Raw genomic sequence first — 22,486 nt, 5'->3', positions numbered from 1 at the left:
TCTTTCAACCCGGATGATGCCCATGGCCGGACGTTCCCCGGAAGTCCTTTCCAGATATGTCGAACGCATTCTTGACGCCCTGCCCGACGGGGTGTTCATTTCCGACGCCTCGGGCACTGCCCTGCACATTAACCGCATGTACGAACAGCTGACCGGCCTGAAGCAGGAAAGCGTGCAGGGCAGGAATGTGCGCGCTCTGATGGAGGAGGGGATCTTTGATCATATCCTCAATCCGGAGATCGTGCGCACGGGCAAGCCCGCTACCCACGTGCAGCAGCTTAAGAACGGCAAAAAGCTGGTGCTCTCCGGCTTCCCGGTTTTTGACGAGGCCGGGGGCATCCGTCTGGTGGTCACCTTCGCGCGCGACATCACCCTGCTGGCGAATCTGCAGGAACAGATTGCAGGGCAATGCCGCCTCATTGATCAGATCAACGACCAGCTGGCCCATATGGCCCACGAAAGCAGGCCGCAGGAACCTGTCTTCGCCAGCCCGGCCATGGCCGAGGTTCTTTCCCTGCTGCGGCGTTTCGCGGCCACGGACGCCACGGTGCTGATTCTGGGCGAGACCGGCGCGGGCAAGGACGTCTTCGCCCGCCTGACCCACAGGCTGAGCGGACGCAAGGACAAAATCATGCTCAAGGTGGACTGTGGCGGCATTTCCGAAACCCTGACCGAATCCGAGCTCTTCGGCTATCTGCCCGGCGCGTTTACCGGAGCTTCCAGCAAGGGCAAGGCGGGCTATTTTGAAATCGCCGACGGCAGCACCATTTTTCTGGACGAGGTGGGCGAACTGCCCCTGTCCATGCAGACCCGCCTGCTGCGCGTTCTTCAGGACGGGGAGATCATGCGGGTGGGCTCGTCCAGCCCGCGCAGGGTGGACGTACGGGTCATCGCGGCCACCAACCGCAACCTGGCCGAAAGCGTGGAGGCCGGTACTTTTCGCCGCGATCTCTATTATCGGCTCAATGTCGCGAGGGTACGCATTCCGCCTCTGCGCGAGCGGCCGGAAGACGTGCGTCCCCTGGCCGAGCATTTTCTGCACCAATACACGGTCAAATACCACAAGGCCCTGGCCTTTATGGGTGTGACCCTGGACATGATGAGCTCCTATGCCTGGCCCGGCAATGTGCGCGAGCTTCAGAACCTGGTTCACAGCCTGGTAATCACGCTCAACGGCCCGCTGATCTCGCCCAGGGACCTGCCCGCGCAGATTTCAGGCGTGAGCCGCGACGTCTCCTGTTATTCCGAGGAAATCCTGGCCGCCCGGCGGCCGCTGAAGGAAATCATGGCCGAAATGGAGCGGGATTTTCTGCTCAAGGCCATTGAGGCGCACGGCTCGGTACAGAAAGTGGCGGAGCTCTTCCAGGTCAACCGCAGCACCATCTTCCGCAAACTCCAGAGTGGGCGGCAGGCCTGAGCCGTTCCTGTTTGCCGTCCGGCCCTTCCTTGCATCGCCGCCTTGCGCCTTGCCTTCTTTTTCCGTAGGTTTCGGGCATGGCGAAAACGCGTGAAGTCTATATCTGTTCGGTGTGCGGGGCCCAGACCCTGCAATGGCGCGGCCAGTGCCCCAATTGCCACGAGTGGAACACCCTTGAGGCCTCGGCCCAGGCCCGCCCGGCGGCGGGCCGTCGGTCCTCCGGTCTGGGCGGCACCGCGGGCGTTCGGGCCGACCGGCCTGTACCCCTGCGCGATGTGGCCGATGCCGGGCATACGCCCTACGGCAGCGGTCTTAAGGCCCTGGACCGCGTGCTGGGCAAGGGCCTGGTGCCGGGCGCGGCCATTCTGGTAGGCGGTGAGCCGGGCATCGGCAAATCCACCCTGCTCTTGCAGGTGGCCGGGCTGGTGGCGGCCCAGGGCAAAGCGGTGCTCTACGCCAGCGGCGAGGAATCTCTGCCGCAGATCAAGGCCAGGGGCGAGCGGCTCCGGATGCTGGACCCCCATCTTCTGGCTCTGTCCACCTCCAAGGTTGAGGACGTGCTGGACGCCCTCAACGGCGTCGGCGGTTCCAGACCCCCGGCCCTGGTGATCGTGGACTCGGTACAGACCGTGACCAGTCTGGAGGCCGAAGGCCTGCCGGGCAATGTCAGCCAGGTGCGCGCCGTGGCCACGGCCTTGCTGGAGGCCTGCCGCCGCGTGGGCTGCACCCTGATCCTGGTGGGCCATGTGACCAAGGACGGCGTCCTGGCCGGGCCCCGTCTGCTGGAACACATGGTGGACACGGTCATCTCCCTGGAGGGGGACCGCCGCCAGATGTTCCGTCTGTTGCGCGTGTTCAAGAACCGTTTCGGCCCCAATGAGGAATTGCTGGTCTTTCGCATGGGCGAGCGCGGCATGCAGGTGGTGGACGACCCCTCCACCTTTTTTCTGGGCGCGCGCGACGCCTCCCTGTCCGGCACGGCCGTGGTCATGGCTGTGGACGGACAGCGCCCCTTGGCCGTGGAAGTCCAGGCTCTGGTGGCGCGCACGTTTCTGAGCATTCCGCGCCGCGCGGCGCTGGGCTTTGACGCCAACCGCCTGCATCTGCTCCTGGCCGTGCTGGAGAAACGGCTCAAACTCAATTTCGGCCAAGTAGATATTTACGCCAAGGTGGGCGGCGGCATGCGCCTGCAGGAGCCCGGCCTGGATCTGGCTCTGGTGGCCGCCGTGCTGTCCTCCTATTATGATGTGCCCCTGCCGGAAAAATGCGTGCTCTGGGGCGAAGTGGACCTCAACGGCCAGGTGCGGCCCGTGGCCGCGCAGGAATTGCGCCTTTCCCAGGCCCGGCGGCTGGGTTTCGAGCCTATCGTCTATCCGGACGGCGGCCAGGGCGGCGGCATCGCCACCATCGCGGCCTTGCAGCAGCGCCTGTTCCATCGTCAATGAGCGGCCAGCGGAGGAAGAGAAGCATGCCTTTGGAAGTGGAACGCAAATATCTGCACGTGGATTTCGCCGCCTTGCGCCGGACGTTGTACGATCTGGGCGCGCGCACTTCGGGCGCGCATTTTGAAAGTAACTGGGTTTTTGACACACCCGACATCCAACTGTTTGAAAGCCGCCGCCTGTTGCGCCTGCGCTCGCAGGAATGGCCGGACGCCGTGCGCCATGTGCTGACCCTCAAGCTGCCCGCGTCGCAGAGCGGTCACTTCAAGGTGCGCGAGGAACGCGAACTGGAAGTGGCCGACGGCGCGGCCATGCGCGCCGTGCTGGAAGGCCTGGGCTACGCCGTGGGCGCGTGTTATGAGAAAATCCGCGAGCCGTGGCGTCTGGAGGATGTGGAAGTGGAATTGGACGTGCTGCCCTTCGCTGAAGTGGTGGAGTTGGAGGGCGAGGCCGCGCATATTGAGCGGGCCGCGACGCGTCTGGGCCTTGACAAGGCCGAAATAAGCACCAAAAGTTATCATCAGCTGCATCAGGATTGGCGTCGCCTGCACAACCTGCCGCCGGATTTTTCCTTTGTGTTCGACGCGGAGCGACGGAGCGACTGGCGGCGGAAGCTGGGCCTTGCGGGCAATGAACCGCACGGCGGCGACCGGCCCAACGCATCCAAAGCCTGAACTGTTTTCGGGGGATTACTCCATGCCGCTATACAATCAGGGCGAAGCCGACGGTGAAAGCCGGACCATTGTCGTAAAAAAGCTCAAGGAGCCGGACCGCTACCGCGTCCTGCTGCATAATGACGATTATACCAGCATGGACTTTGTGATCAATATCCTCTGCGGCGTGTTCCACAAGCCCCTGGAAGAAGCCACGGCCATTATGCTGGCCGTGCACCAGCAGGGAGTGGGGCAGTGCGGCATTTATACCCGCGAAGTGGCTGAAGCCAAGGTCAGCCGCGTCCACCGCGAGGCGCACGGAGCGGGCTTCCCCCTCAGATGCACCATGGAAAAAATTCATTGATCGTCCTTGCCGCCAGCGCGGCAACGGCGCGGCGGACCGCCGTAGTTTGGACACGGCATGTGGCCGGGCCGCCGGAACAGCTCCCCGCAGTCGACTTCGGCTGTGGCGGGAGGGAGAAAATATGCTGAGTAAAAGCGTGCAAAGCGTCCTGAGGGACGCCCTTATGGAAGTGCAGCGGCGCAGGCATGATCTGCTGACAGTGGAACATGTGCTCTACGCCCTGACCAACAGCATGAAAGGCCGGATTATTCTGGAGGGCAGCGGGGCCAGCGTGGCCGTGCTGCGCGAGCAGTTGGAAGGTTTTTTCCGTACGGAACTGGAAGTGGTGGACCAGCCCGGCAAGTATGAAGTCACCCAGACCGACGGCGTGCAGCGCGTGCTGGAACGCGCGCTCAACCATATCCGTTCTGCGGGCCGCGATACAGTGGAGCTGGGCGACCTGCTGATCGCCATCATGGACGAAGATGAGAGCTACGCGCTCTTCTTCCTGCGCAAGCAGGGGGTGGAGCGCCTGGACGTGCTGACCTTCATTTCGCACGGCCTGGACGAAGGCGGCGGCTCGCGCGGCGTGGAGGAAAAAGAAACGGACGGCGCGTCCGGCGATGCCCGCGCGGCCAAGGGCGATCCTTTGGCCCAGTATACCGTGGACCTCACGGCCCGCGCCAGGGAAGGCAAGATTGACCCCTTGGTGGGCCGGGAGCAGGAACTGGACCGCGCCATTGAGGTGCTTTGCCGCCGCCGCAAGAACAATCCGCTTTTTGTGGGCGATCCGGGCGTGGGCAAAACCGCTCTGGCCGAAGGTCTGGCCCTGCGCATCGCCGAGGGCCGGGTGCCGGAGATGTTTGCCGATACCCGGCTGTTTGCCCTGGACATGGGCCTGGTGCTGGCCGGAACCCGCTACCGCGGTGATTTCGAAGGCCGCCTCAAGGCCATAGTGCAGGCCCTCAAGGCCATGCCCGAGGCCATTCTGTTTATCGACGAAATCCATACTATCGTGGGGGCTGGTTCCACGTCCGGCGGCTCCATGGATGCCTCCAATCTGCTGAAACCGGCGCTTGCCGGCGGTGAGATCCGCTGCATCGGCTCCACTACCTATGAAGAGTTTCGCAACCATCTGGAAAAGGACCGTGCCCTGGCCCGGCGTTTTCAGCGCATAGATCTGCATGAGCCGGACGTCACGGATTGTCTGGCTATCCTGCAAGGCCTGGAAGGCCGCTATGCGGAACACCATCGGGTGCGTTACAGCCCTTCTGTTCTTAAAGCTATGGTTGAGCTTTCCGCTCGCCACGTGCGGGACCGCCTGCTGCCGGACAAAGCCATTGACGTAATGGATGAAACCGGGGCTGCCGTGCGCCTGCGGCAGGGCGCTCTTCCCGACGCCCCCCAGGGCAGGGAAACGCGCCCGGCCGTGAGCATGGCCGATGTGGAGCGGGTGGTGGCCCGCATGGCGGGTATTCCATTGCGCACGGTCTCCGGGCGGGAACGCGCGCGCCTGGCGAATCTCGAACGGGACCTGAAGCATCTGGTCTTCGGCCAGGGCGAAGCCATTGAGCTCACTGTGCGGGCCATTCTGCGCGCCCGCGCCGGTCTTGGGCAGGAACAGCGCCCGGCCGGAGCCTTTTTGTTCTACGGGCCCACGGGCGTGGGCAAAACCGAGGTGGCCCGCAGTCTTGCCAAGCTCATGGGCGTGGAGTTTCTGCGTTACGACATGAGCGAATACATGGAAAAGCATTCCGTGTCCCGGCTGATCGGCTCGCCTCCCGGCTATGTGGGTTTTGATCAGGGCGGCCTGCTGACCGAAGCGGTACGTAAGGCTCCGTATTCCGTGGTGTTGTTGGACGAGGTGGAAAAGGCCCATCCGGACATCTTTAATGTACTGCTTCAAGTTATGGACTATGCGACCCTCACGGACAATACGGGCCGCAAGACCGACTTTTCGCATGTCATTCTGATCATGACCTCCAATGCCGGGGCCTTTGAGATGTCGCGTTCGGCCATCGGCTTCGGACAGGCCGCGCCCGAGGATGCGGCCCGCAAGGGCCTCAAGGCCGTGGAAAACCTGTTCACGCCCGAGTTCCGCAACCGCCTGGACGCACTGGTGCCTTTCCACAGCCTGTCTCAGGAAATGATGCTGCGCATAGTGGACAAGTTCCTGGCCGAAATCCGCGTCACCCTGACCCCGCGCAAGGTCAATCTCAGCGTGACGGACAAGGCCCGGCAGTGGCTGGCCCTCAAGGGCTTTGATCCGGCCATGGGCGCGCGGCCTCTGCGCCGCCTGCTGCGCAACGAGCTGGAGGACCGCCTGGCCCACGAGCTGCTGTTCGGAACTCTGAAAAAGGGCGGCAGTGCCCGGCTGACGCTCAAGGACGACGCCCTGTCCCTTGTCACTTCGGCCTCGTCGCCCGCCGCGCGTCCCACGCGCGCCGGAGCCAGGGCCGCGCGCGCGCCGGTGGAGGCCTGAACGGGAGCATGAGCGGCACGTTCGCGGATCTGGCCGCACAGTTTCCTCCTTTGGAGGCCGCCCGCGCGGACGGTTTGCTCTGCGCGGGCGGTGATCTGCAACCCGCGCGGCTGCTGGCGGCCTACAGCCTGGGAATTTTTCCCTGGTACGAGGAGGGCTTGCCCATTCTCTGGTGGTCGCCTGATCCGCGTTGCGTGCTGCCCCTGGAGGATTTTTGTCTGCCGTCCCGCAGCGCCCGCGCGTTGCGCCGCCGTCCCTTTGAGCTTACCCTGGATGCGGCCTTCGGCGAGGTCATCCGGGCCTGCGCCGGATTGCGAGCAAATGGGCACGGCACCTGGCTCACGCCGGAGATGATCGCGGCCTATGAACGTCTGCACGCCCTGGGTTATGCACATTCCGTGGAGTCCTGGCGGGATGGCGCACTGGTCGGCGGTCTGTACGGAGTGGCCTTGGGCCGGGCCTTTTTCGGCGAGTCCATGTTTCACCGTGAATCCGAAGCCTCCCGCGCGGCCCTGGCCGGGCTGGTGGCCCTGTTACGGCTGCGCGGGGCCGTAGTGCTGGATTGCCAGCAAGAGACCCCGCACATCATGCGGATGGGCGGGGTCATGCTGCCGAGGGCGGCGTTTCGGGAGCGGCTGGCAAGGGCGCTGGCCGCCGAGGGATGGCGGGAAGAGCGAGAGGCAAGGGAGCCGGACGCCCTTCGGCGAGAAATCCGCGCCGTTCCCTGGGCCCCCTGGAAAACGGCCTACGCCTATTCCGCCATCAACGGTTCGTGGATCGCCAGATCATAAAAGCCGCGCGCCACAAAGGGCAGGGGATAGTTGGGCACGGCCTCGAAGCGGATGAAGCCCGTGCTCTTGCCCTCGGGAATGCCGCTCAGCGGGGCCACGCCCAGCGGCACCGGCAGATCCAGCGGGCAGACGGTGATTTTTTCAATGTGCTCGGCATAGCGCTGTTCGAGGTAGTCCACCAGGGCCCGGCTTTCCTCTTCAGTAAAGGCTTCCAGAATGCAGCGCAGGGCGGCTTCCTCGGTGGCACCCTGCAACACCTGGGGCGGCACCGCCGGATCGGGCGGGCCCACCAGATTTTTGCCTTGCAGGGCCGCCAGCTCCTCTTCCGTGGCCCCGTGGCGGAAAATGTGCACTTCCACATGGCGGCGGCCCTTGAAGGCGCTCAGGGTGGCGGCCACAATATAAACCCTGTCCAGCAGGGCATCGGACGGCGCGGCAATACTCTGTTTTTCCATAATCGTTCCTGTCTTGTTTGTGTGGCGTGTTCCAACGCCTCCCTTTTACCCCAAAAGCCATCTCTATGGAAGATAAGTCAACCACTCCTTTCAGTTTGCAGACCGGCTACACGCCCATGGGCGACCAGCCTGAGGCTATAACCGCCCTGACTGACAATATCCGGGCCGGTGTGCCCGCGCAGGTGCTCCTGGGCGTGACCGGCTCGGGCAAAACCTTCACCATGGCCAATGTGATCGCCCGCTGCAATCGCCCGGCCCTGGTGCTTGCGCCCAATAAAACCCTGGCCGCTCAGCTCTACAATGAATTTCGCGAGCTTTTTCCGCGCAATGCCGTGGAATATTTTGTGAGCTATTACGACTACTACCAGCCCGAGGCCTATGTGCCCGCCTCGGATACCTACATCGAGAAAGATTCCTCCATCAACGACAATATAGACAAGCTGCGCCATGCGGCCACTCACGCCCTGTTGACCCGGCGCGACGTGGTCATCGTGGCCTCGGTGTCCTGTATTTACGGCCTGGGTTCGCCGGAATACTACGCCAAGATGGTCATTCCCGTGGAAGTGGGGCAGCGTCTGCCCATGGACGATCTGATCACCCGTCTCGTGGAAGTGCATTACGAGCGCAACGACTATGACTTTCACCGCGGCACGTTCCGGGTGCGCGGAGACGCTCTGGAAATCATTCCGGCCTATCATCACGAGCGGGCTCTGCGTCTGGAGTTTTTCGGCGACGATATCGACGCCATGCGCGAAATCGACCCGCTCACCGGCGAAGTGCTGGCCGAAGTGGGCAAAACCGTGCTCTACCCGGCCAGCCACTTCGTTTCGGCCCAGGACAACCTGAAGCGCGCGGCCGGGGACATCCGCGATGAACTGACCGCGCGGCTCACGTACTTCAAGGAGCACGGCAAGCTGGTGGAGGCCCAGCGCCTGGAACAGCGTACCCAGCTGGATCTGGAAATGATCGAGGAACTGGGCTACTGCAACGGCATTGAAAACTACACCCGCCATCTGGACGGCCGCAAAACCGGCGAGCCGCCGTCCTGTCTGCTCAATTACTTTCCGCGCGATTTTCTGCTCTTTGTGGACGAATCGCACATTACCATTCCCCAGGTGGGCGGCATGTTCAAAGGCGACCGTTCGCGCAAGCAGACCCTGGTGGAATACGGCTTCCGCCTGCCCTCGGCCCTGGACAACCGGCCTTTGCAGTTCGACGAATTTACCTCCCTGCTCAATCAGGTGGTGTATGTTTCCGCCACGCCGGGCCGCTACGAGATGGACCAGGCCCAGGGCATCGTGGCCGAACAGATCATCCGGCCCACCGGTCTGGTGGACCCGGAAGTGGAGATCCGCCCGGTCAAGGGCCAGATGGAGGATCTGCTCAGCGAGTGCCGGGCCAGGGTTACGCGCGGCGAGCGCGTGCTGGTGACCACTCTGACCAAGCGCATGGCCGAGGATCTGACCGAATACTGTTGCAATATGGGCGTAAAGGCGCGCTATCTGCATTCGGACATCGAGACCCTGGAGCGTCTTCAGATTATCCGGGCCCTGCGTATGGGCGAGTTCGATGTGCTGGTGGGCATTAACCTGCTGCGCGAAGGCCTGGATATTCCGGAAGTTTCCCTGGTCTGCATTCTGGATGCGGACAAGGAAGGCTTTCTGCGTTCCACAGGCTCGCTGATCCAGACCTTCGGCCGTGCCGCGCGCAATGCCCAAGGCCGGGTGATTCTCTATGCCGACAAGGTGACGGCCTCCATGAAGGCAGCCATGGACGAAACCGGCCGCCGCCGCGCCAAGCAGACGACCTACAACGAAGAGCACCACATCACTCCCCGGAGTACGACAAAAAGTCTTGAATCTCCGCTGGATACGCTGTATGTGGATAACGATGCGGCCAAGGGCCGGGGCAAGGGGCGCGGTAACGGTAAAGCCAACGTCAAGGCTGATGCCGCGCCGCTCACCGCCGAAGATACGGCAGCCCTGGTGCTCAAGCTGGAAAAGGAAATGCGCCAGGCCGCGCGCGATCTGGAATTTGAACAGGCCGCGGAACTGCGTGACCGCATCCGCGCTTTGCGCGTCCGGCTTATTGCCCTTCCCGAATAAAGGAAGTGCTGATTAATGCTCTGACCTTGGCAACGGCCAGAAATCCTTATTAGTCAGTACGTGCTAAAGGCTTTCCCTATGTCCCCTCAGAACAAGCCCCCTGTCGAGCAGCATTCGCTTCTCGCACCGCAGCCTTCGGCGCAGGAGCGCGAGCGCGCCCGTCGGCTCAGCGCCGAGCTGGAGCGCCATAATTATCTCTATCACACTCTGGACGCGCCGGAGATCAGCGATGAACAGTACGATGCCCTGTTCCGGGAGCTGACGGAGCTGGAAGAGCGCTGGCCCGGCCTGCGCAGCCCGCATTCGCCCACCTTGCGGGTGGGCGGCAGGCTGCTTGATGGTCTGGCCAAAAAGGCACACCGCCGCCGGATGTACGGCCTGGACAACGTGTTTTCCGACGAGGACTGGCGCGACTTTGTGGAGCGCATGCAGCGCGCCTGGGATGCGGAACTTAACGGCCCTCTGCCGCTGGGCTTCTGGTGTGATCCCAAGCTGGACGGCCTGGCTCTGGAAATCATCTATGAGAACGGCCTCCTGATTGAAGCCCTGACCCGCGGCGACGGCGAAATCGGCGAAGTGGTCACCGAAGCCGTGCGCACCATCCGCACCGTGCCCCTGCGCCTGAGAGGGGAGGGCCCCTTTCCGGCCCGCCTGGAAGTACGCGGTGAAGTGGTCATGTTCAAAAAGGACTTTGAGGCCCTCAACGCCCAGCAGGAGGCCTTGGGCCGAAAAACCTTTGCCAATCCGCGCAACGCCGCCGCAGGCACCTTACGGCAGCTGGACATTTCCGTTACCGAATCCCGTCCCCTGCGCTTTCTGGCTTACAGCCTGGGCGAGGCGGACTGGGCTCCGGCGAAACCCTGCCTGTTTCAGCATGAACTCATGGCGCGTTTAACGGCCTACGGTTTTCTGACTCCCCCCGACGGCAGGCTCTGCGCCGGAGCGGACGAGGTGGAAGCCTACGCGGCCTGGGTGCGCGAACACCGTCAGGATTTTTCCATGGAAATCGACGGAGCTGTGGCCAAAGAGGATAATCTGGAAGCCCAGGAGGCGCTGGGCTTCACGGCACGCGCGCCGCGTTTCGCCGTGGCCTTTAAATTTCCGGCCATGCAGGCTGAAACCCGGCTCACGGGCATTGACATTCAGGTGGGCCGTACCGGCGTGCTTACGCCCGTGGCCGTACTGGAGCCCGTGCCCGTGGGCGGGGTCATGGTTTCGCGGGCCACCCTGCATAATGAGGATGAGATCCGCGCCCGCGACGTGCGCGTGGGTGATACGGTCATTGTGCAGCGCGCCGGGGACGTGATCCCCGAAGTGGTGGGGCCGGTGCTGTCCAGGCGTCCGCCCGACGCCGTGGAATTCGTCTTTCCGCACACCTGCCCGGCCTGCGGCGAAGCCGTGCACCGCGAGCCCGGCGAGGCTGCCTGGCGCTGCGACAATCTCTCCTGTCCGGCGGTGCGCCTGCGCGCCATCAGCCATTTCGTGTCCAAAGCCGGTTTGGATATCCAGGGGGTGGGCCAGAAATGGATCGCGCAACTGGTGACCTCGGGCCGGGTGCAATCTCCGGCGGACCTGTTTACACTGAAGGCGGAAGAGCTGCTGGACTTTGAACGCATGGGCGAGGTGCTGGCCCGAAAGTTCGTGGATGCTCTGGACGAGGCCAGGCATACGGCCACGTTACCGCGCCTGATCAGCGCCCTGGGCATCCGTCATGTGGGCGAGCAGACCGCGCGCCTGCTGGCCGGACATTTCCGCGATCTGGACGATCTGGGCCGGGCCGACGCCGAAACCTTGCAGGCCTTGCCCGACGTGGGGCCGGAGGTGGCGGCCTCCATCCGTAACTTTTATGAAAGCCCGGCCAACCGGGCGCAGCTGGAGCGCTTCCGCGAGATGGGGCTCTGGCCCCTGAGCCCGCTGGCGGACGCAAACAGCGCGGAGACGGCACAAACGCAGGTCGGGCCGTTACAGGGCAAAAACATACTTTTCACCGGCACGCTCTCTCTGCAGCGCGGCAAGGCCCAGCATCTGGCCGAAGCCGCCGGGGCCATTCCGGCGGGAAGTGTGAATAAAAAACTGGATTTTCTGGTCGTGGGCGACAAGCCGGGCAGCAAGCTGGACAAGGCGCGTACCCTGGGCATCGCCGTGCTGGACGAGGCGGGCTTCCGCGAACTGCTCGCCGCTTCGGGAATACCCCTGGACCATGCAACAGAGTGAGGCCACACATGAGCACAGCCATTATCGTCGTGGGCGCCAACGGGCGCATGGGCAGAACCATCAGCGGTCTGGCAGCCAACGATCCGGCATACACGCTGGCCGGTCTGGTGGACAGCAAGGAACACCTGGACGCGCTGTCCGGGGCAGGCTGCCCTGTGGCGGATTCGCTGGAGGCTTTGCTGCCGCAGGTTCCGGGCGCGGTGGTCATTGACTTCACGGTTCCGGCCGTCAGCTTGCACTCGGCGCGCGTGGCGGCTCGTACCGGGCACGCCCTGGTCATCGGCACCACGGGCCTCACCGGGGAGCAGAAGGACGAACTGCGTGCTCTGGCTGAAAAAGCGCCGCTTTTCTGGTCCTCCAACATGAGCATCGGCATCAATGTGCTGCTGAAAATTCTACCGGAACTAACCAAGGCTCTGGGCGAAAGCTATGACATCGAAATGGTGGAACTGCACCATAACCGCAAAAAGGACTCTCCCAGCGGCACGGCTCTGACCTTGGGCGAATGCCTGGCCGAGGCGCGCGGCTGGAAGCTCCCGGACGTGCGCTGTTCCTCCCGCGACGGCATTATCGGAGAGCGGCCCAAGGCCCAGATTGGTATCCAGGCCATCCGGGGCGGCGATGTGGTGGGCGTGCATACCATTTATTTCATGGGACCCGGCGAGCGCATCGAAGTGAGTCACCAGGCCCATTCGCGCGAGACTTTCGCCCAGGGGGCCCTGCGCGCCGCCGCGTGGCTGTCCCGACAAAAGCCGGGGAAGCTTTACGGCATGCAGGATATGTTTTGACGACATCGACACACGAGAGCTTTTGAAAGGCAGTCCAATGGGGCTGCCTTTTTGCTGTGCCGGGTATTAAAAATATCCAAACGCTTTTGCGGATTTTCCATGAAAGTATCGTAAGGCGAATTCGCTTCACGCGATACTTTCAAGCGCAACATGCCCGACTTCCCCCTTACGCCCGGTTCATGCGCAGCACCGTACCCACGATCAGCAGGCCGCCTGCGGTCATGCGCGGGCCCGGCGTTTCGCCGAACAGCAGCCACGCCGCCAGGATAGCGTACACCGGCTCAAGGCTGATGATTACGGCCGCCCGTCGGGCTTTGAGCGCGGCCAGACTGCTGACGTACAGGCTGTAGGCCAGAGCCGTGCAGATCAGCCCGAGGCAGGCGATCCAGAGCCAGTCTAGATCGGAAACGGACGAAAACTGTTCGGCGGTAAAGGGCAGCAGGCAGACGATAATGACCAGATTCTGCCACCAACAGGCCTGGGTGCCGGACATATTGGTGGCTGTACGGCGGTTGGCGATAGCCACCAGGGCGTAGACCGCGCCGGAAAGCACGCCCCAGGCCAGACCGGCGGTAGTGGCGTCGGCCAGGGAAAAACTGGGCGTGATCAGCGCCAGACCGCAACTGACCAGAAACATGCAGGCGTATTCGCGCCCGCTGGGCTTTTCCCGATAGGCCAGCGCCTCGAACAGGGTTGTGAAGCCCGGAAAGCAGGCAAAGCCCAAGGTGCCCACGGCCACGCCGCCCAACTGAATGCCCATGAAGAAGGTGACGAAGTGGACGGTCAGCAGCGTGCCGCTCAGGGCAAGCCCCGCCAGCTCCCGGCAGCGCAGCCCCTGCCAGGGCGCATGACGGCGAGCCAGGCAGAGCAGGCTCAGCGCGCCCACGGCAAAAAACGCCCGACCGCAGACCAGCATGGCCGGGGTGCAGGCGCAGAGTTTGCCGAAAATGCCGGACAGGCCGAAAAGTACTGTGGCGGCGTGCATCCGCAGCAGGGCGGATTTGAGCGCGCGGGAAGCGTCCGTTTCTCCTTCGGATCGGGGCGTCATGGCTCCTCCTCAAGTCCGCCTTGGGCAGGGTTCTGATCGTGTGCGCTGAAGCTCCGCGCTGCGCAAGCAAGTGGGCCGCAAGTGGGCCGTCCGCCGTACAGGCGGAACCAACTGGAAATGTTTCTGAAATCATGTCTAGATCATGTCTTGAATTTTTCTGCAAGGTAGTGTAGCCACTAAAACAGATGCGTTTTGAAAGTGTTTATTTTCAAAGCTGTGACGCTGCCCTTACCTCATCGCTGCTGTCGCCACCCACAAGCCGCACTGCGAGAATGGCTGGCGTTCTAGAGCAGATTACCTTTGAAATTTTACAAATTTCAAAGGTGGCATTCCGGCGAAAAACGTGGTTTTCGCCAGAATCCACGCCGCTTCGCGGCGCGCCGCACCGTGTGCGGCGTTAGAGCAATTTCAAAGTGAAATTCTCTAAAAAAGCGATTTTCATTGGGGTCGGGCGCGGGTGTCTGCATCTCTGTTCCCGATGCCCGTAAGCCCTTCGGGCCAACGGACACGGTCCTACGGCCGCTCTTCGGGGCAGTCTCGCAGTCGCCGGGCATGTTACATTTTCAATGTAAACATGCTCCAAGAAAGCAGGTGGCGCATAACATAAAAATGATACCCGGTTCACAGGCCGGGCCGCACGTAAGTATCGGGGGCATCCATGCCGCAGGTTGCAGCACGCATCAATGATGATCAGGAACGCTGGCTCAAAGATTATTTTCGCACCAAAAGCGCCGGAGCGGAATTTATTCTGCCTTGGGCGGTGGATACTTTTTTTCGGGCCATTACCAGCATCAAACACATGTTCAGCGCGGCCGAGCTGAAAACCATCGTGGAAGCCCACAAGGACATGAAGCTGATGCCCGATCACACCCGGCTGTCCTACCTTTTGCTGCGGGTGACGGATGCCTGTGACGTCAATAATGTGCATCTGCGCCATGGGGCCAGCAAATCCAGCCTGGAATCAAAACTCAAAGGGCTGGACGACACGCAGGCCACGGCCCTGATGGTCTGGGCCTCGGCCTTCTGGGTCAGCCGCAACTGCTCTGCGGAAAATATGGACGAATACATCCGGGCCTATTGAGCTTCCAGCCCGCCGTTATCCCTTCAGGAACAGACAGAAATATCCCAGAATTTTCCAGGCCGCCCGCGCGGCCTTTTTTCAGATCGCGGCCTCTCGGCATTGTTGCGCGCCTGAGCGGCCAAGCCAAAGGCGGAAATATGCTTCAGATTCTGCGGGCCAAGCTGCACGGCATTCACGTGACCGGTTGCGTGCTGGATTATCACGGTTCCATTACGCTTGATCCCGAGCAGTGCGCCCTGGCGGGCATCTACCCACTGGAATTTGTCAATATCTGGAACAAGAACAGCGGACAGCGCATTTCCACCTATGTGATCTACGGCGAGGCCGGTTCCCGCTGTTGCATCCTCAACGGCGCGGCCGCGCGTACCTGCCAGCAGGGCGATGAACTGATCATCAGCGCCGTGGAGTACGTCAACGGCCCCAAAGATATCTATGCCAGAAAGCCTGTGGTGCTGACTTTCGACGCCGGTAACGCCGTGCTTGAGCGTTTGCGCTATGTGGTGGGAGGCGAGGAAAGCGGGGAATTTACCTTCAACGTCGTTGAAGAGCCCATGTAGAACATTGCCCTGTTACGGGCTTGGCTATTCATTGTACAGGGTCAGATAGAGGTCGCCCTGCCAGGGGCCTACGCGCTTGCCCAGACCGCGCAGGCGCACGGGCTTGCCCACCGCGAAATCCGGCGGCAGGGTGATTTCCACCGTATGCAGTTCGCCGGAAAGTCCCCGGCGGATCTGCAGGCGCACGCGCCTGCCCGGAGCAAGCCGGGCTGTGGGCAGGGTCAGGCTCTGCTCCTCGTCAATCTGGCGGCGCAGCCAGTCTTTGACCACGCCCTTGACGCCCTTGTTGAAGTCCAAATTCCATTTGGGTGTGCCCCAGGCCAGATTGCCCTGGTGCAGCTTGGTGCTTTTCTTCTCTTGGGCTGCCGGGCGGGGCTGGGCCGCATTCTTGGGGGCTTCATTCTGATGCTGGTCGGCCTGCTGGCGGTTCAGCTCGCTGTAAATGTCCTCAAAGACACGCCGGGCAAAAGGATCATTAAGCAGATCCCGCAGTACATCCTGTTCGGCGTAGGCGTTGGAGACTTTTCCGGCTTGCTGAGCAGTCGGTTCGTTCCGGGGCTCCGTCTGAGATTCATTCCGCGTGTCCCGGGAGGTGCCGGATGCCGCCTGACTGTTCGCTTGTGCCGAAGTCCGGGCTTCCTCGCGCGGCGCTCCCTGGCTGTTGCCCGAGGGCGCGCCGGTCGGCTGTTCCGTCTGTTCGCGGCGCTCTTCCGCCTGCGCTTCGCCGGAGGCCGCCGGGCCTTCCGCCCGGGCCGCGCGGCGGGCCTGATCCTTGCGTCTGGCGTCCTCGACCGGTTTGAATACGGCAGAAAGAGCCACATAAGCTTCATTGAGCAGCTGGAACTGACGGCTGGCGTCGGCATTGCCGGGGTTCAGATCCGGATGGAGCTCAAAGGCGCGACGGCGGTAGGCCCGTTTGACGGCCTGCAGATCCGCGCCCTTATCGAGCTTGAGGATTTCGTAGCATTCCTTGAAGGAGAGCTGGCGGGGGCGGCGTCGCATCGTAGTTACTTAAGGATCAGCGCGTTGGCTTCACAGGAAGGGTCATGGGCCAGCAGGCCTTCTTCGCGCAAATAGGCGAGGCCCCGGCGGGCGAATTCGGCATGACGCACTTCGGGCGCGATGCCGGGGCAGAAGTCCTTGGCCAGGGCCAGACTGGCCGGATCTTCGATATTGCCCCGAAAAAAAGGCCAGGCCCGACAGATGGCAGGCTTGCCTTCATGCACGCCGCAACCCTGGCCGTCCCGGAAAAAGATACAGCGGCCGTCGTCGCCCGTGCGGATTTTGAGTTTTCCACCCGAGTGTTCGCCGTAGCGTTTAACGGCCTCTTCCGGCGCGAGATGCAGAAATGCGGCAAGACGCGTGAGGTCGGCGGGGCTGACCACAATGCCGCCGCGGCCTTCACAGCAGTGGCCGCACATGCGGCATTGAAACACAGTTTCCGTGCTCTCGGAAGCCATGAACAACCAACCTTATGCTTGCTGTTCCGCCGCGCTGCCAAGCAGGCGGGCGTGTTCCACCATCAGGCAGGCGTTTTCCACCACGGCCACGCCCGCCGCCTCAAGCAGTTCCCGCGCTTCGGGCGAGACAATGCCTGACTGCATCCAGAAAACTTTGGGCCGCCAGGGCAGGGCCAGCACTTGGCGCGCGTGCTCCGGGCAATACTGCGGCGCGCGGAAAACATCAATAATATCGACGGGCTTGGGCAAGGTTGCCAAGTCCGGGTAGGCCGCAAGCCCCCAGACCGTGGCGCGCGCGGGATGTACCGGCCATATCTTGTAACCCTGTCCCAGCAGATAGCGGCCCACGCCGTCCACCGGCTGGCCGGGCTTATCTTTGGCCCCCAATATGGCAATATCTTTGGCGTTGCGTAACAGGGCGCGCAACCATATGTCGTCAGTCATGGCAAAATCCGCCGAAGGTGTGACGCTGAAGGCAGCCGTCCGGCAATCCCGACGGCATGTTCCATGTTTGTAATTTATCACCTTAGCTGGCTCCGGCAAAATGCGCAAGCGGACATGCCGCCGCGCCGGGCAGATTGGCGTCTTGCCAGAGAACCGGGCCTGTGGTACGCCGCGCGGCATGGAACTTCGGAAAGAGGAAAACACAACAATGGCGCAATCTACTGGGAAACAAGCGCGCGGCTGGGCCTGGGCCGCCGCCGTGCTGACGCCTCTGGCCTATCTGCTGTTCTACACGCCCTACGGCATGGACACCACGGATTTCGGCTATTTTTACGGTTATGCCTGGCGCATTCTGGAAGGGCAGGTGCCCTATCGGGATTTTTATTACATCAAGCCCGCGCTGCCTTTGTACTGGCATGCTTTCTGGATGTGGCTCACGCCGGAGAACGTCAACGTGCTGGCGGGCAAGGCCGGTTTCGTGGCGGGCATGCTGGCGGCTTCCTGGTTCGCGGCACTTTTTCTGAACAGGCTCTTCCGCCTGGAGGCCTTGGGTCTGCCCTTGCCTCTGCTGGCTACCTGCGGCTTCGTCTGGGGCGTGCACAGTTTCCCGCATATGCCCTGGCATACGGTGGACGGCATCCTTTTCGCCGGAGGGGCCCTCTGGGCCGCCGTGAGCGGCTGGCCCGCAGCCGCCGGACTGCTGGCGGGCTGCGCCATGCTTTGCAAGCAGTCCTTTTTGCTGGTGCCCCCGGCGGTGGTCCTGCTGATCTGGCTGATCCGGCCCCGGTGGCGGGAAGCCGCATACTGTCTGGCCGCCTGGCTGGGCCTCGTGGCTCTGGCCTATGGCCTGCTGTATCATGCCGGGGCCCTGGCCGCGTTTTCGCGCATGACCACGGGCCAACTGGATATCCGCGAAGCCCTGGACGCGGGCATTTTCATTTATCTGCGCCAGAGCTGGTGGCTGCCAGGATTGGCCGTTCTGCCCTGGCTGGCAGCCAAGTTGCTCAAAAAGCCTTTGCCCGCCGCCCCGCAACCGGCCTACATCTATCTTTTGCTGCTGGCGCTCTGGTATATCCGGGAAGTGCTGCGCACGCAGACCTGGATCGGCTATGGCCTGTCCTGGCCCACCCTGTTCGTCGTACTGGGGGGCCTGTGCGTGCTCTTTCCCCAGGTCTTCCTGACGCCCTGGCTGCGCGACGTCGCGTCGCCGCATCCGCGCTGGCGGGCCAGCGTGGGCCTGGGCGCGGGCCTGCTGGCGGCTTGGTCTGTCGCCATCAGCGGCGGCTACAAGATCCCGGCTTTTTTCGCCGTGCCCCTGCTTTTTTCTTTTTTTCTGGTGCACGCCCGTCTGGGCGGCAATGTGCGCGTTCTGGCCTGGGCCAGCCTGCTGACCGGTCTGCTGATCTTTGGGGTCGGGTATCAATACCCCTATGTCTTTCCGGTGCGGCCCATGCCCCGCGCCGCGCTGAACTTGGACGCCGGGCAGATCTACCCCAAGGCCGGCAGCGTCAGGGTGGACGCGGACATGTACGCCAGACTGGCGGAACTCAAGGCTCTGCGGGCCAAATACGGGCCGAACTACAAAACCATACCCGGCTTTTCCTTTGCCTACTACCTCAACAACGATAGGCCGGTCTATGGCTCCGACTGGCTCATCGACTGGGAAATCAACGCCGAGGTGGAAGCCCTGTATCAGGAACTGCTGGATAAGAAGCTCACGGTTTTCATGGAACGGGATCAGCTGGACACGCGCAAGGCCGACGCCTATGACCGCGCCGGGTACTCCGTGCCGCAGCGGGTGCGCCATGAGTGGCGGGTGGTGGAAGAAACGCCCCACTTCGTGGTTTTCCAGCCTCCCCTGCCGCGGGAACAGAGCGCCGGAGCAAAAATCCCAGCACCGTCAAAACCGTAGCTGAAGCAAGGATAAATCAGAGCAGGTTAGCTTTCAAAGTTAATCTGCTTCAGAAACAAGCTTCTAGCTGGCAGCCGCGCTCCTGGCCGGAACGCCGCTTTCCTTCAGCGGGCCGGAGAACAGGGGCTTGACGGCATACAGCTTGTCGGTCTTGCCGAAAAGATAAACGATATCGTCGGCCTCAAAGCGGGTTTGCGGTCCCGGCGAAGCCTCGATTTCGCCCTGGCGGTGGATCGCCACCACGGTCACGCCGTAGCGGGGCCGCAGGCCGCTCTGGGCCAGGGGCTGGCCGCACAGAGGCGAATCCGCCCCCAGCCGCATGGCCTGTACGCCCATGTCCGGCAGACGGCTGACCACCTCATCGAGGGGGTCTACCGCATTGCTCATGCGCCGGATCATCCGGTAGTTCATCTGGCGGATGCGCGCGGCAAAGGCGTCGATATCCTGCCGGGGTATCAGATACTGGGTAAGCACGCGGCTGAAGACCTCAATGGAGGTTTCAAATTCCTCAGCGATTACGTCGTTGGCTCCCAGGCGGCGCAACGGGGCCACTTCGGTCACAAAACGGGTGCGGGCCACGATGTACAGATTGGGATTGAGCCTGCGCGCCTCAATGGTAATGGCCCGCACCGCCGCCGGGTCGGAAATGATGATCGCCAGCACCCGCGCCTTTTCCACGCCCAGGTGTTCCAGCACCACCGGCTGGGTGGCGTCGCCGTGGGTGATGGGCTCCTTGCCGTGATAGCGGTGCACGGTTTCGGGATTCATTTCCAGAATGGTGTAGGCAATGCCCGATTCGTGCGCCACATGGGCCAGATGCTTGCCGCTGATGCCGAAGCCCACGATGATCAGATGGTCTTCCAGCGAACTCTCTTCGCCGGTATTTTCCTCGTTCTCCAGTTGTTTTTTATTGCGCCAGCCCGTGAGCAGGTCGGCCAGGCGCGGAGCTATGGCGATCAGGCCGGGGGTAAGCATCATGGTCAACACGCTTACGGCCAGAAAGTTCTGGTAGGCGGTCATGTCGAAAAGGCCTGCTGCAAGGCCGGAAGCGGCCAGCACAAAGGAGAATTCGCCCACCTGGGCCAGCGACAGGGCGGTGATGATGGCCGCGCGCAGGGGATAGCCCTGGATCAACACCGCGGGCAGGGCCAGCAGGGCTTTGATAAGGACGAACAGACAGGTGCTCAGGATGATATCAAAGAAATGATGCGCGAAAAAGTCCACATTGAGCATCATGCCCACGGAAATGAAAAAAAGGCTCATGAACACGTCGCGATAGGGCAGGATGCCGGAGATGACGCTCATGCTGTACTGAGAGCGGGCCAGCAGTAAACCGGCCAGAAAGGCCCCCAGGGAAAGGGAAAGACCGAGGGCGCTGGTCAGCAGGGCCATGCCCATGCACAGGCCCAGCGTGGTCAACAGCAGGATTTCACGGGTGCGCGTGCGCATGACGGCTTCCATCAGACGATCGAGCCCGAAATGGGCGAAAAGCAGCACGCCGCCCAGTGCCAGGACCACCCAGAGGACGGAAAAAAATGCGTTTTCCAGCGAAAGCTCCAGTGTGCCCGCCAGCAGCGGCACAGAGAGCAGCATGGGGGCCACCATGATGTCCTGGAATACCAGGATAGCCAGAGAAAGACGGCCTGTGGGCGTATTGGTGGTACCGCGTTCCTGCAGGATCCGCAGCACGATGGCCGAAGAGGAGAGGGCCACCAGGCAGCCCCAGAAAATGCCTTTCTGATAGGTGACGCCTTCCAGAAGAGCAAGGCCCATGACGGCCAGCACGGTCAGGCCGATCTGCAGGCTGCCGCCCAGAAAGACGGGGCGTTTGAGCCTGTTCAGGGCATCGCCCGAAAGTTCCATGCCGATGGTGAACAAAAGCATGGCGACGCCGATATCCGCCACCTGATCAATGGCCTCGCGGTTGCTGACGATACCCAGCAAGGACGGGCCGCAAAGCACGCCGGTAAGCAGAAAGCCCACCGTGGCGGGCAGTTTGAGGCGGTTGCAGACAATGGTGACAACGATAGAGAGCAGAAAGATGATGACTATTTCGTAAAGAAAGGGGACTTCCATGCGGCCTCCGAGCCATGCAAAATAGCATCGGCGGCCACCCCGCGCAAGATGCGCGGCCTGCGGCATCGTGAGGCGCTTTTACTTTTCAGGCCCTTGGGGCATACTTGCCGCAGTGCTTTCTTTTTACGAGGAGACATGGAGATGGATATTTTTGAAGCCCTGTTCACCCGGCGCAGCATCCGCAAATATACTCAGGAAGACGTCAGCGATGAAGACCTGAACATCCTGCTCAAGGCGGCCATGCTGGCTCCCAGCGCCAGCAACCGGCAGCCCTGGCACTTTGTGGTGGTGCGTGATCCCGAGGTGCGCGCGGCCCTGGCGGGACGGCATCCCTATGCCAAAATGGCCGCCGACGCGCCGGTGGGGATCGTGGTCTGCGCGGATCTCAATGAAGAAAAAACCCCCGGTTTCTGGGTACAGGATTGTTCCGCCGCCACCCAAAACCTCATGCTGGCCGCGCGCGCCAGAAATCTGGGTTCTGTCTGGTGCGGCCTGCACCCGGTGGAGGACCGTATACTGCCGGTACGGGAAATACTCAATCTGCCGGACAACGTCATGCCTCTGAGCCTGGTGGCTCTGGGCCATCCCGCCCAGCCTTTTTCTGAAGCGGACCGCTTCCGCGCGGACAGGATTCATAACGACCGCTGGTAGGCAGGCGACCGGAGTATAGCGACAAAAAAGCCGCCCGGCGGAAAGCGGGCGGCTTTTGGCGTTGGGGAGGGAACTTGAAGCGTCATCTGACTAGGGCCTGTTAACACTATTTCAGAGCTATAACAATTAACGCAAAGACGACAAAGGCCAGGAACATAACATCGAGCTTATCGAAGCGAGTAAAAACACGGCGGAAGCCTTTGAGCCTCCTGAAAAGCCGTTCTACCTCATTACGTCTTTTGTATAGCTCTTTGTCATACTCCCACGGTTTCAGTCGGTTGGGATTGGGCGGCACCACCGGAGTGAAGCCCAACTCACGTCCCAAGCGAGTCGTTTCATTACCCTCATATGCGCCATCCATAAGCAAGCTGCACGGCGCTGGCATCGGCCCCAACTGGACAAGCAGCCTGCGCCCCTCGGGGGCATCGCCGGCGTTGCCGGGAGTGAGGCTGAAATTCAACGCGCATTCAGCATTCGCGGCAACCATATGAAGCTTGGTCGTCCAGCCGCCTCTGGACTTTCCGATGGACTGCGGACCTGTTTTTTAACGCCCTGTTCCATCGGGAT

The 22,486-nt window shown here is 62.2% G+C and carries 20 protein-coding genes; 13 read left to right on the top strand and 7 right to left on the bottom strand.

Annotated elements, in window-relative coordinates:
* Nucleotides 1-22: 22 nt before the first annotated feature.
* From HMPREF1022_RS02410 to aat, 6 genes are all read left to right on the top strand, one after another.
* Nucleotides 23-1,417 (top strand): sigma-54 interaction domain-containing protein, encoded by a 1,395-nt coding sequence (locus HMPREF1022_RS02410; RefSeq protein ID WP_009301697.1) that lies wholly within the window; start codon nt 23-25, stop codon nt 1,415-1,417.
* A gap of 77 nt (nt 1,418-1,494) precedes the next feature.
* On the top strand, nt 1,495-2,862 hold the full coding sequence (radA, locus tag HMPREF1022_RS02405) for a DNA repair protein RadA (protein WP_009301696.1): 1,368 nt from the start codon (nt 1,495-1,497) through the stop codon (nt 2,860-2,862).
* Between the two features lie 23 nt (nt 2,863-2,885).
* Nucleotides 2,886-3,533 (top strand): class IV adenylate cyclase, encoded by a 648-nt coding sequence (locus HMPREF1022_RS02400; protein ID WP_008684335.1) that lies wholly within the window; start codon nt 2,886-2,888, stop codon nt 3,531-3,533.
* Nucleotides 3,534-3,555: 22 nt separating this feature from the next.
* Nucleotides 3,556-3,876, top strand: a complete 321-nt coding sequence (locus HMPREF1022_RS02395; protein WP_008684334.1) for an ATP-dependent Clp protease adaptor ClpS — start codon at nt 3,556-3,558, stop codon at nt 3,874-3,876.
* A 121-nt stretch (nt 3,877-3,997) separates the two neighbouring features.
* Entirely contained in the window at nt 3,998-6,337 is a 2,340-nt protein-coding gene (gene clpA / locus HMPREF1022_RS02390; RefSeq protein WP_009301695.1) for an ATP-dependent Clp protease ATP-binding subunit ClpA, read from the top strand.
* 8 nt (nt 6,338-6,345) lie between these two features.
* The gene (gene aat / locus HMPREF1022_RS02385; RefSeq protein WP_009301694.1) at nt 6,346-7,128 is read left to right on the top strand and encodes a leucyl/phenylalanyl-tRNA--protein transferase; all 783 of its coding nucleotides are present in this window, start codon (nt 6,346-6,348) and stop codon (nt 7,126-7,128) included.
* Here aat and HMPREF1022_RS02380 read toward each other — a convergent pair.
* On the bottom strand, nt 7,089-7,583 hold the full coding sequence (locus HMPREF1022_RS02380; protein WP_008684327.1) for a hypothetical protein: 495 nt from the start codon (nt 7,581-7,583) through the stop codon (nt 7,089-7,091). The genes aat and HMPREF1022_RS02380 overlap by 40 nt on opposite strands.
* A gap of 65 nt (nt 7,584-7,648) precedes the next feature.
* On the opposite strand from HMPREF1022_RS02380, the gene uvrB reads away from it, so the two are divergent.
* The 3 genes from uvrB (at nt 7,649) to dapB (ending at nt 12,690) form a co-directional block, all read left to right on the top strand.
* A complete protein-coding gene (gene uvrB / locus HMPREF1022_RS02375) occupies nt 7,649-9,688 on the top strand; it encodes an excinuclease ABC subunit UvrB (RefSeq protein ID WP_009301693.1) in 2,040 nt (679 codons plus the stop codon).
* Between the two features lie 78 nt (nt 9,689-9,766).
* Nucleotides 9,767-11,902, top strand: a complete 2,136-nt coding sequence (ligA, locus tag HMPREF1022_RS02370; protein WP_009301692.1) for an NAD-dependent DNA ligase LigA — start codon at nt 9,767-9,769, stop codon at nt 11,900-11,902.
* Between the two features lie 8 nt (nt 11,903-11,910).
* A complete protein-coding gene (gene dapB, locus HMPREF1022_RS02365) occupies nt 11,911-12,690 on the top strand; it encodes a 4-hydroxy-tetrahydrodipicolinate reductase (protein ID WP_008684324.1) in 780 nt (259 codons plus the stop codon).
* Between the two features lie 166 nt (nt 12,691-12,856).
* Here dapB and HMPREF1022_RS02360 read toward each other — a convergent pair whose 3' ends face one another.
* Nucleotides 12,857-13,738 carry a DMT family transporter gene (locus HMPREF1022_RS02360; RefSeq protein WP_008684322.1) on the bottom strand — a complete coding sequence of 294 codons (882 nt, stop codon included), beginning with the start codon at nt 13,736-13,738 and terminating at the stop codon, nt 12,857-12,859.
* Between the two features lie 658 nt (nt 13,739-14,396).
* Here HMPREF1022_RS02360 and HMPREF1022_RS02355 point away from each other — a divergent pair.
* Nucleotides 14,397-14,819 carry a hypothetical protein gene (locus HMPREF1022_RS02355; RefSeq protein WP_008684318.1) on the top strand — a complete coding sequence of 141 codons (423 nt, stop codon included), beginning with the start codon at nt 14,397-14,399 and terminating at the stop codon, nt 14,817-14,819.
* A 137-nt stretch (nt 14,820-14,956) separates the two neighbouring features.
* Nucleotides 14,957-15,376 carry an aspartate 1-decarboxylase gene (locus tag HMPREF1022_RS02350; protein ID WP_008684313.1) on the top strand — a complete coding sequence of 140 codons (420 nt, stop codon included), beginning with the start codon at nt 14,957-14,959 and terminating at the stop codon, nt 15,374-15,376.
* A gap of 24 nt (nt 15,377-15,400) precedes the next feature.
* Here the strand turns inward: HMPREF1022_RS02350 and HMPREF1022_RS02345 are convergent, their stop codons facing one another.
* The 3 genes from HMPREF1022_RS02345 to HMPREF1022_RS02335 are packed head-to-tail and all read right to left on the bottom strand — an operon-like array spanning nt 15,401 to nt 17,280.
* Entirely contained in the window at nt 15,401-16,378 is a 978-nt protein-coding gene (locus tag HMPREF1022_RS02345; protein ID WP_009301691.1) for a J domain-containing protein, read from the bottom strand.
* A 5-nt stretch (nt 16,379-16,383) separates the two neighbouring features.
* Complete coding sequence (locus HMPREF1022_RS02340) at nt 16,384-16,836, bottom strand: YkgJ family cysteine cluster protein (protein WP_008684309.1); 453 nt, start codon at nt 16,834-16,836, stop codon at nt 16,384-16,386.
* A gap of 12 nt (nt 16,837-16,848) precedes the next feature.
* Nucleotides 16,849-17,280: a CoA-binding protein gene (locus HMPREF1022_RS02335; RefSeq protein ID WP_009301690.1), complete on the bottom strand. Its 432-nt coding sequence runs from the start codon at nt 17,278-17,280 to the stop codon at nt 16,849-16,851.
* A 208-nt stretch (nt 17,281-17,488) separates the two neighbouring features.
* On the opposite strand from HMPREF1022_RS02335, the gene HMPREF1022_RS02330 reads away from it, so the two are divergent.
* Complete coding sequence (locus HMPREF1022_RS02330; RefSeq protein WP_009301689.1) at nt 17,489-19,192, top strand: hypothetical protein; 1,704 nt, start codon at nt 17,489-17,491, stop codon at nt 19,190-19,192.
* A gap of 63 nt (nt 19,193-19,255) precedes the next feature.
* Here HMPREF1022_RS02330 and HMPREF1022_RS02325 read toward each other — a convergent pair whose 3' ends face one another.
* Entirely contained in the window at nt 19,256-21,268 is a 2,013-nt protein-coding gene (locus tag HMPREF1022_RS02325) for a cation:proton antiporter domain-containing protein (protein ID WP_008684301.1), read from the bottom strand.
* A 141-nt stretch (nt 21,269-21,409) separates the two neighbouring features.
* On the opposite strand from HMPREF1022_RS02325, the gene HMPREF1022_RS02320 reads away from it, so the two are divergent.
* Entirely contained in the window at nt 21,410-21,919 is a 510-nt protein-coding gene (locus tag HMPREF1022_RS02320; protein WP_009301688.1) for a nitroreductase family protein, read from the top strand.
* A gap of 106 nt (nt 21,920-22,025) precedes the next feature.
* On the opposite strand, the gene HMPREF1022_RS02315 is transcribed toward HMPREF1022_RS02320, so the two are convergent.
* Entirely contained in the window at nt 22,026-22,445 is a 420-nt protein-coding gene (locus HMPREF1022_RS02315; protein ID WP_442852256.1) for an IS5 family transposase, read from the bottom strand.
* Nucleotides 22,446-22,486: the final 41 nt, after the last annotated feature.

The organism is Desulfovibrio sp. 6_1_46AFAA (assembly GCF_000224635.1).
Classification (GTDB): domain Bacteria; phylum Desulfobacterota; class Desulfovibrionia; order Desulfovibrionales; family Desulfovibrionaceae; genus Desulfovibrio; species Desulfovibrio fairfieldensis.
This window is presented reverse-complemented; position numbering and strand designations above follow the sequence as displayed.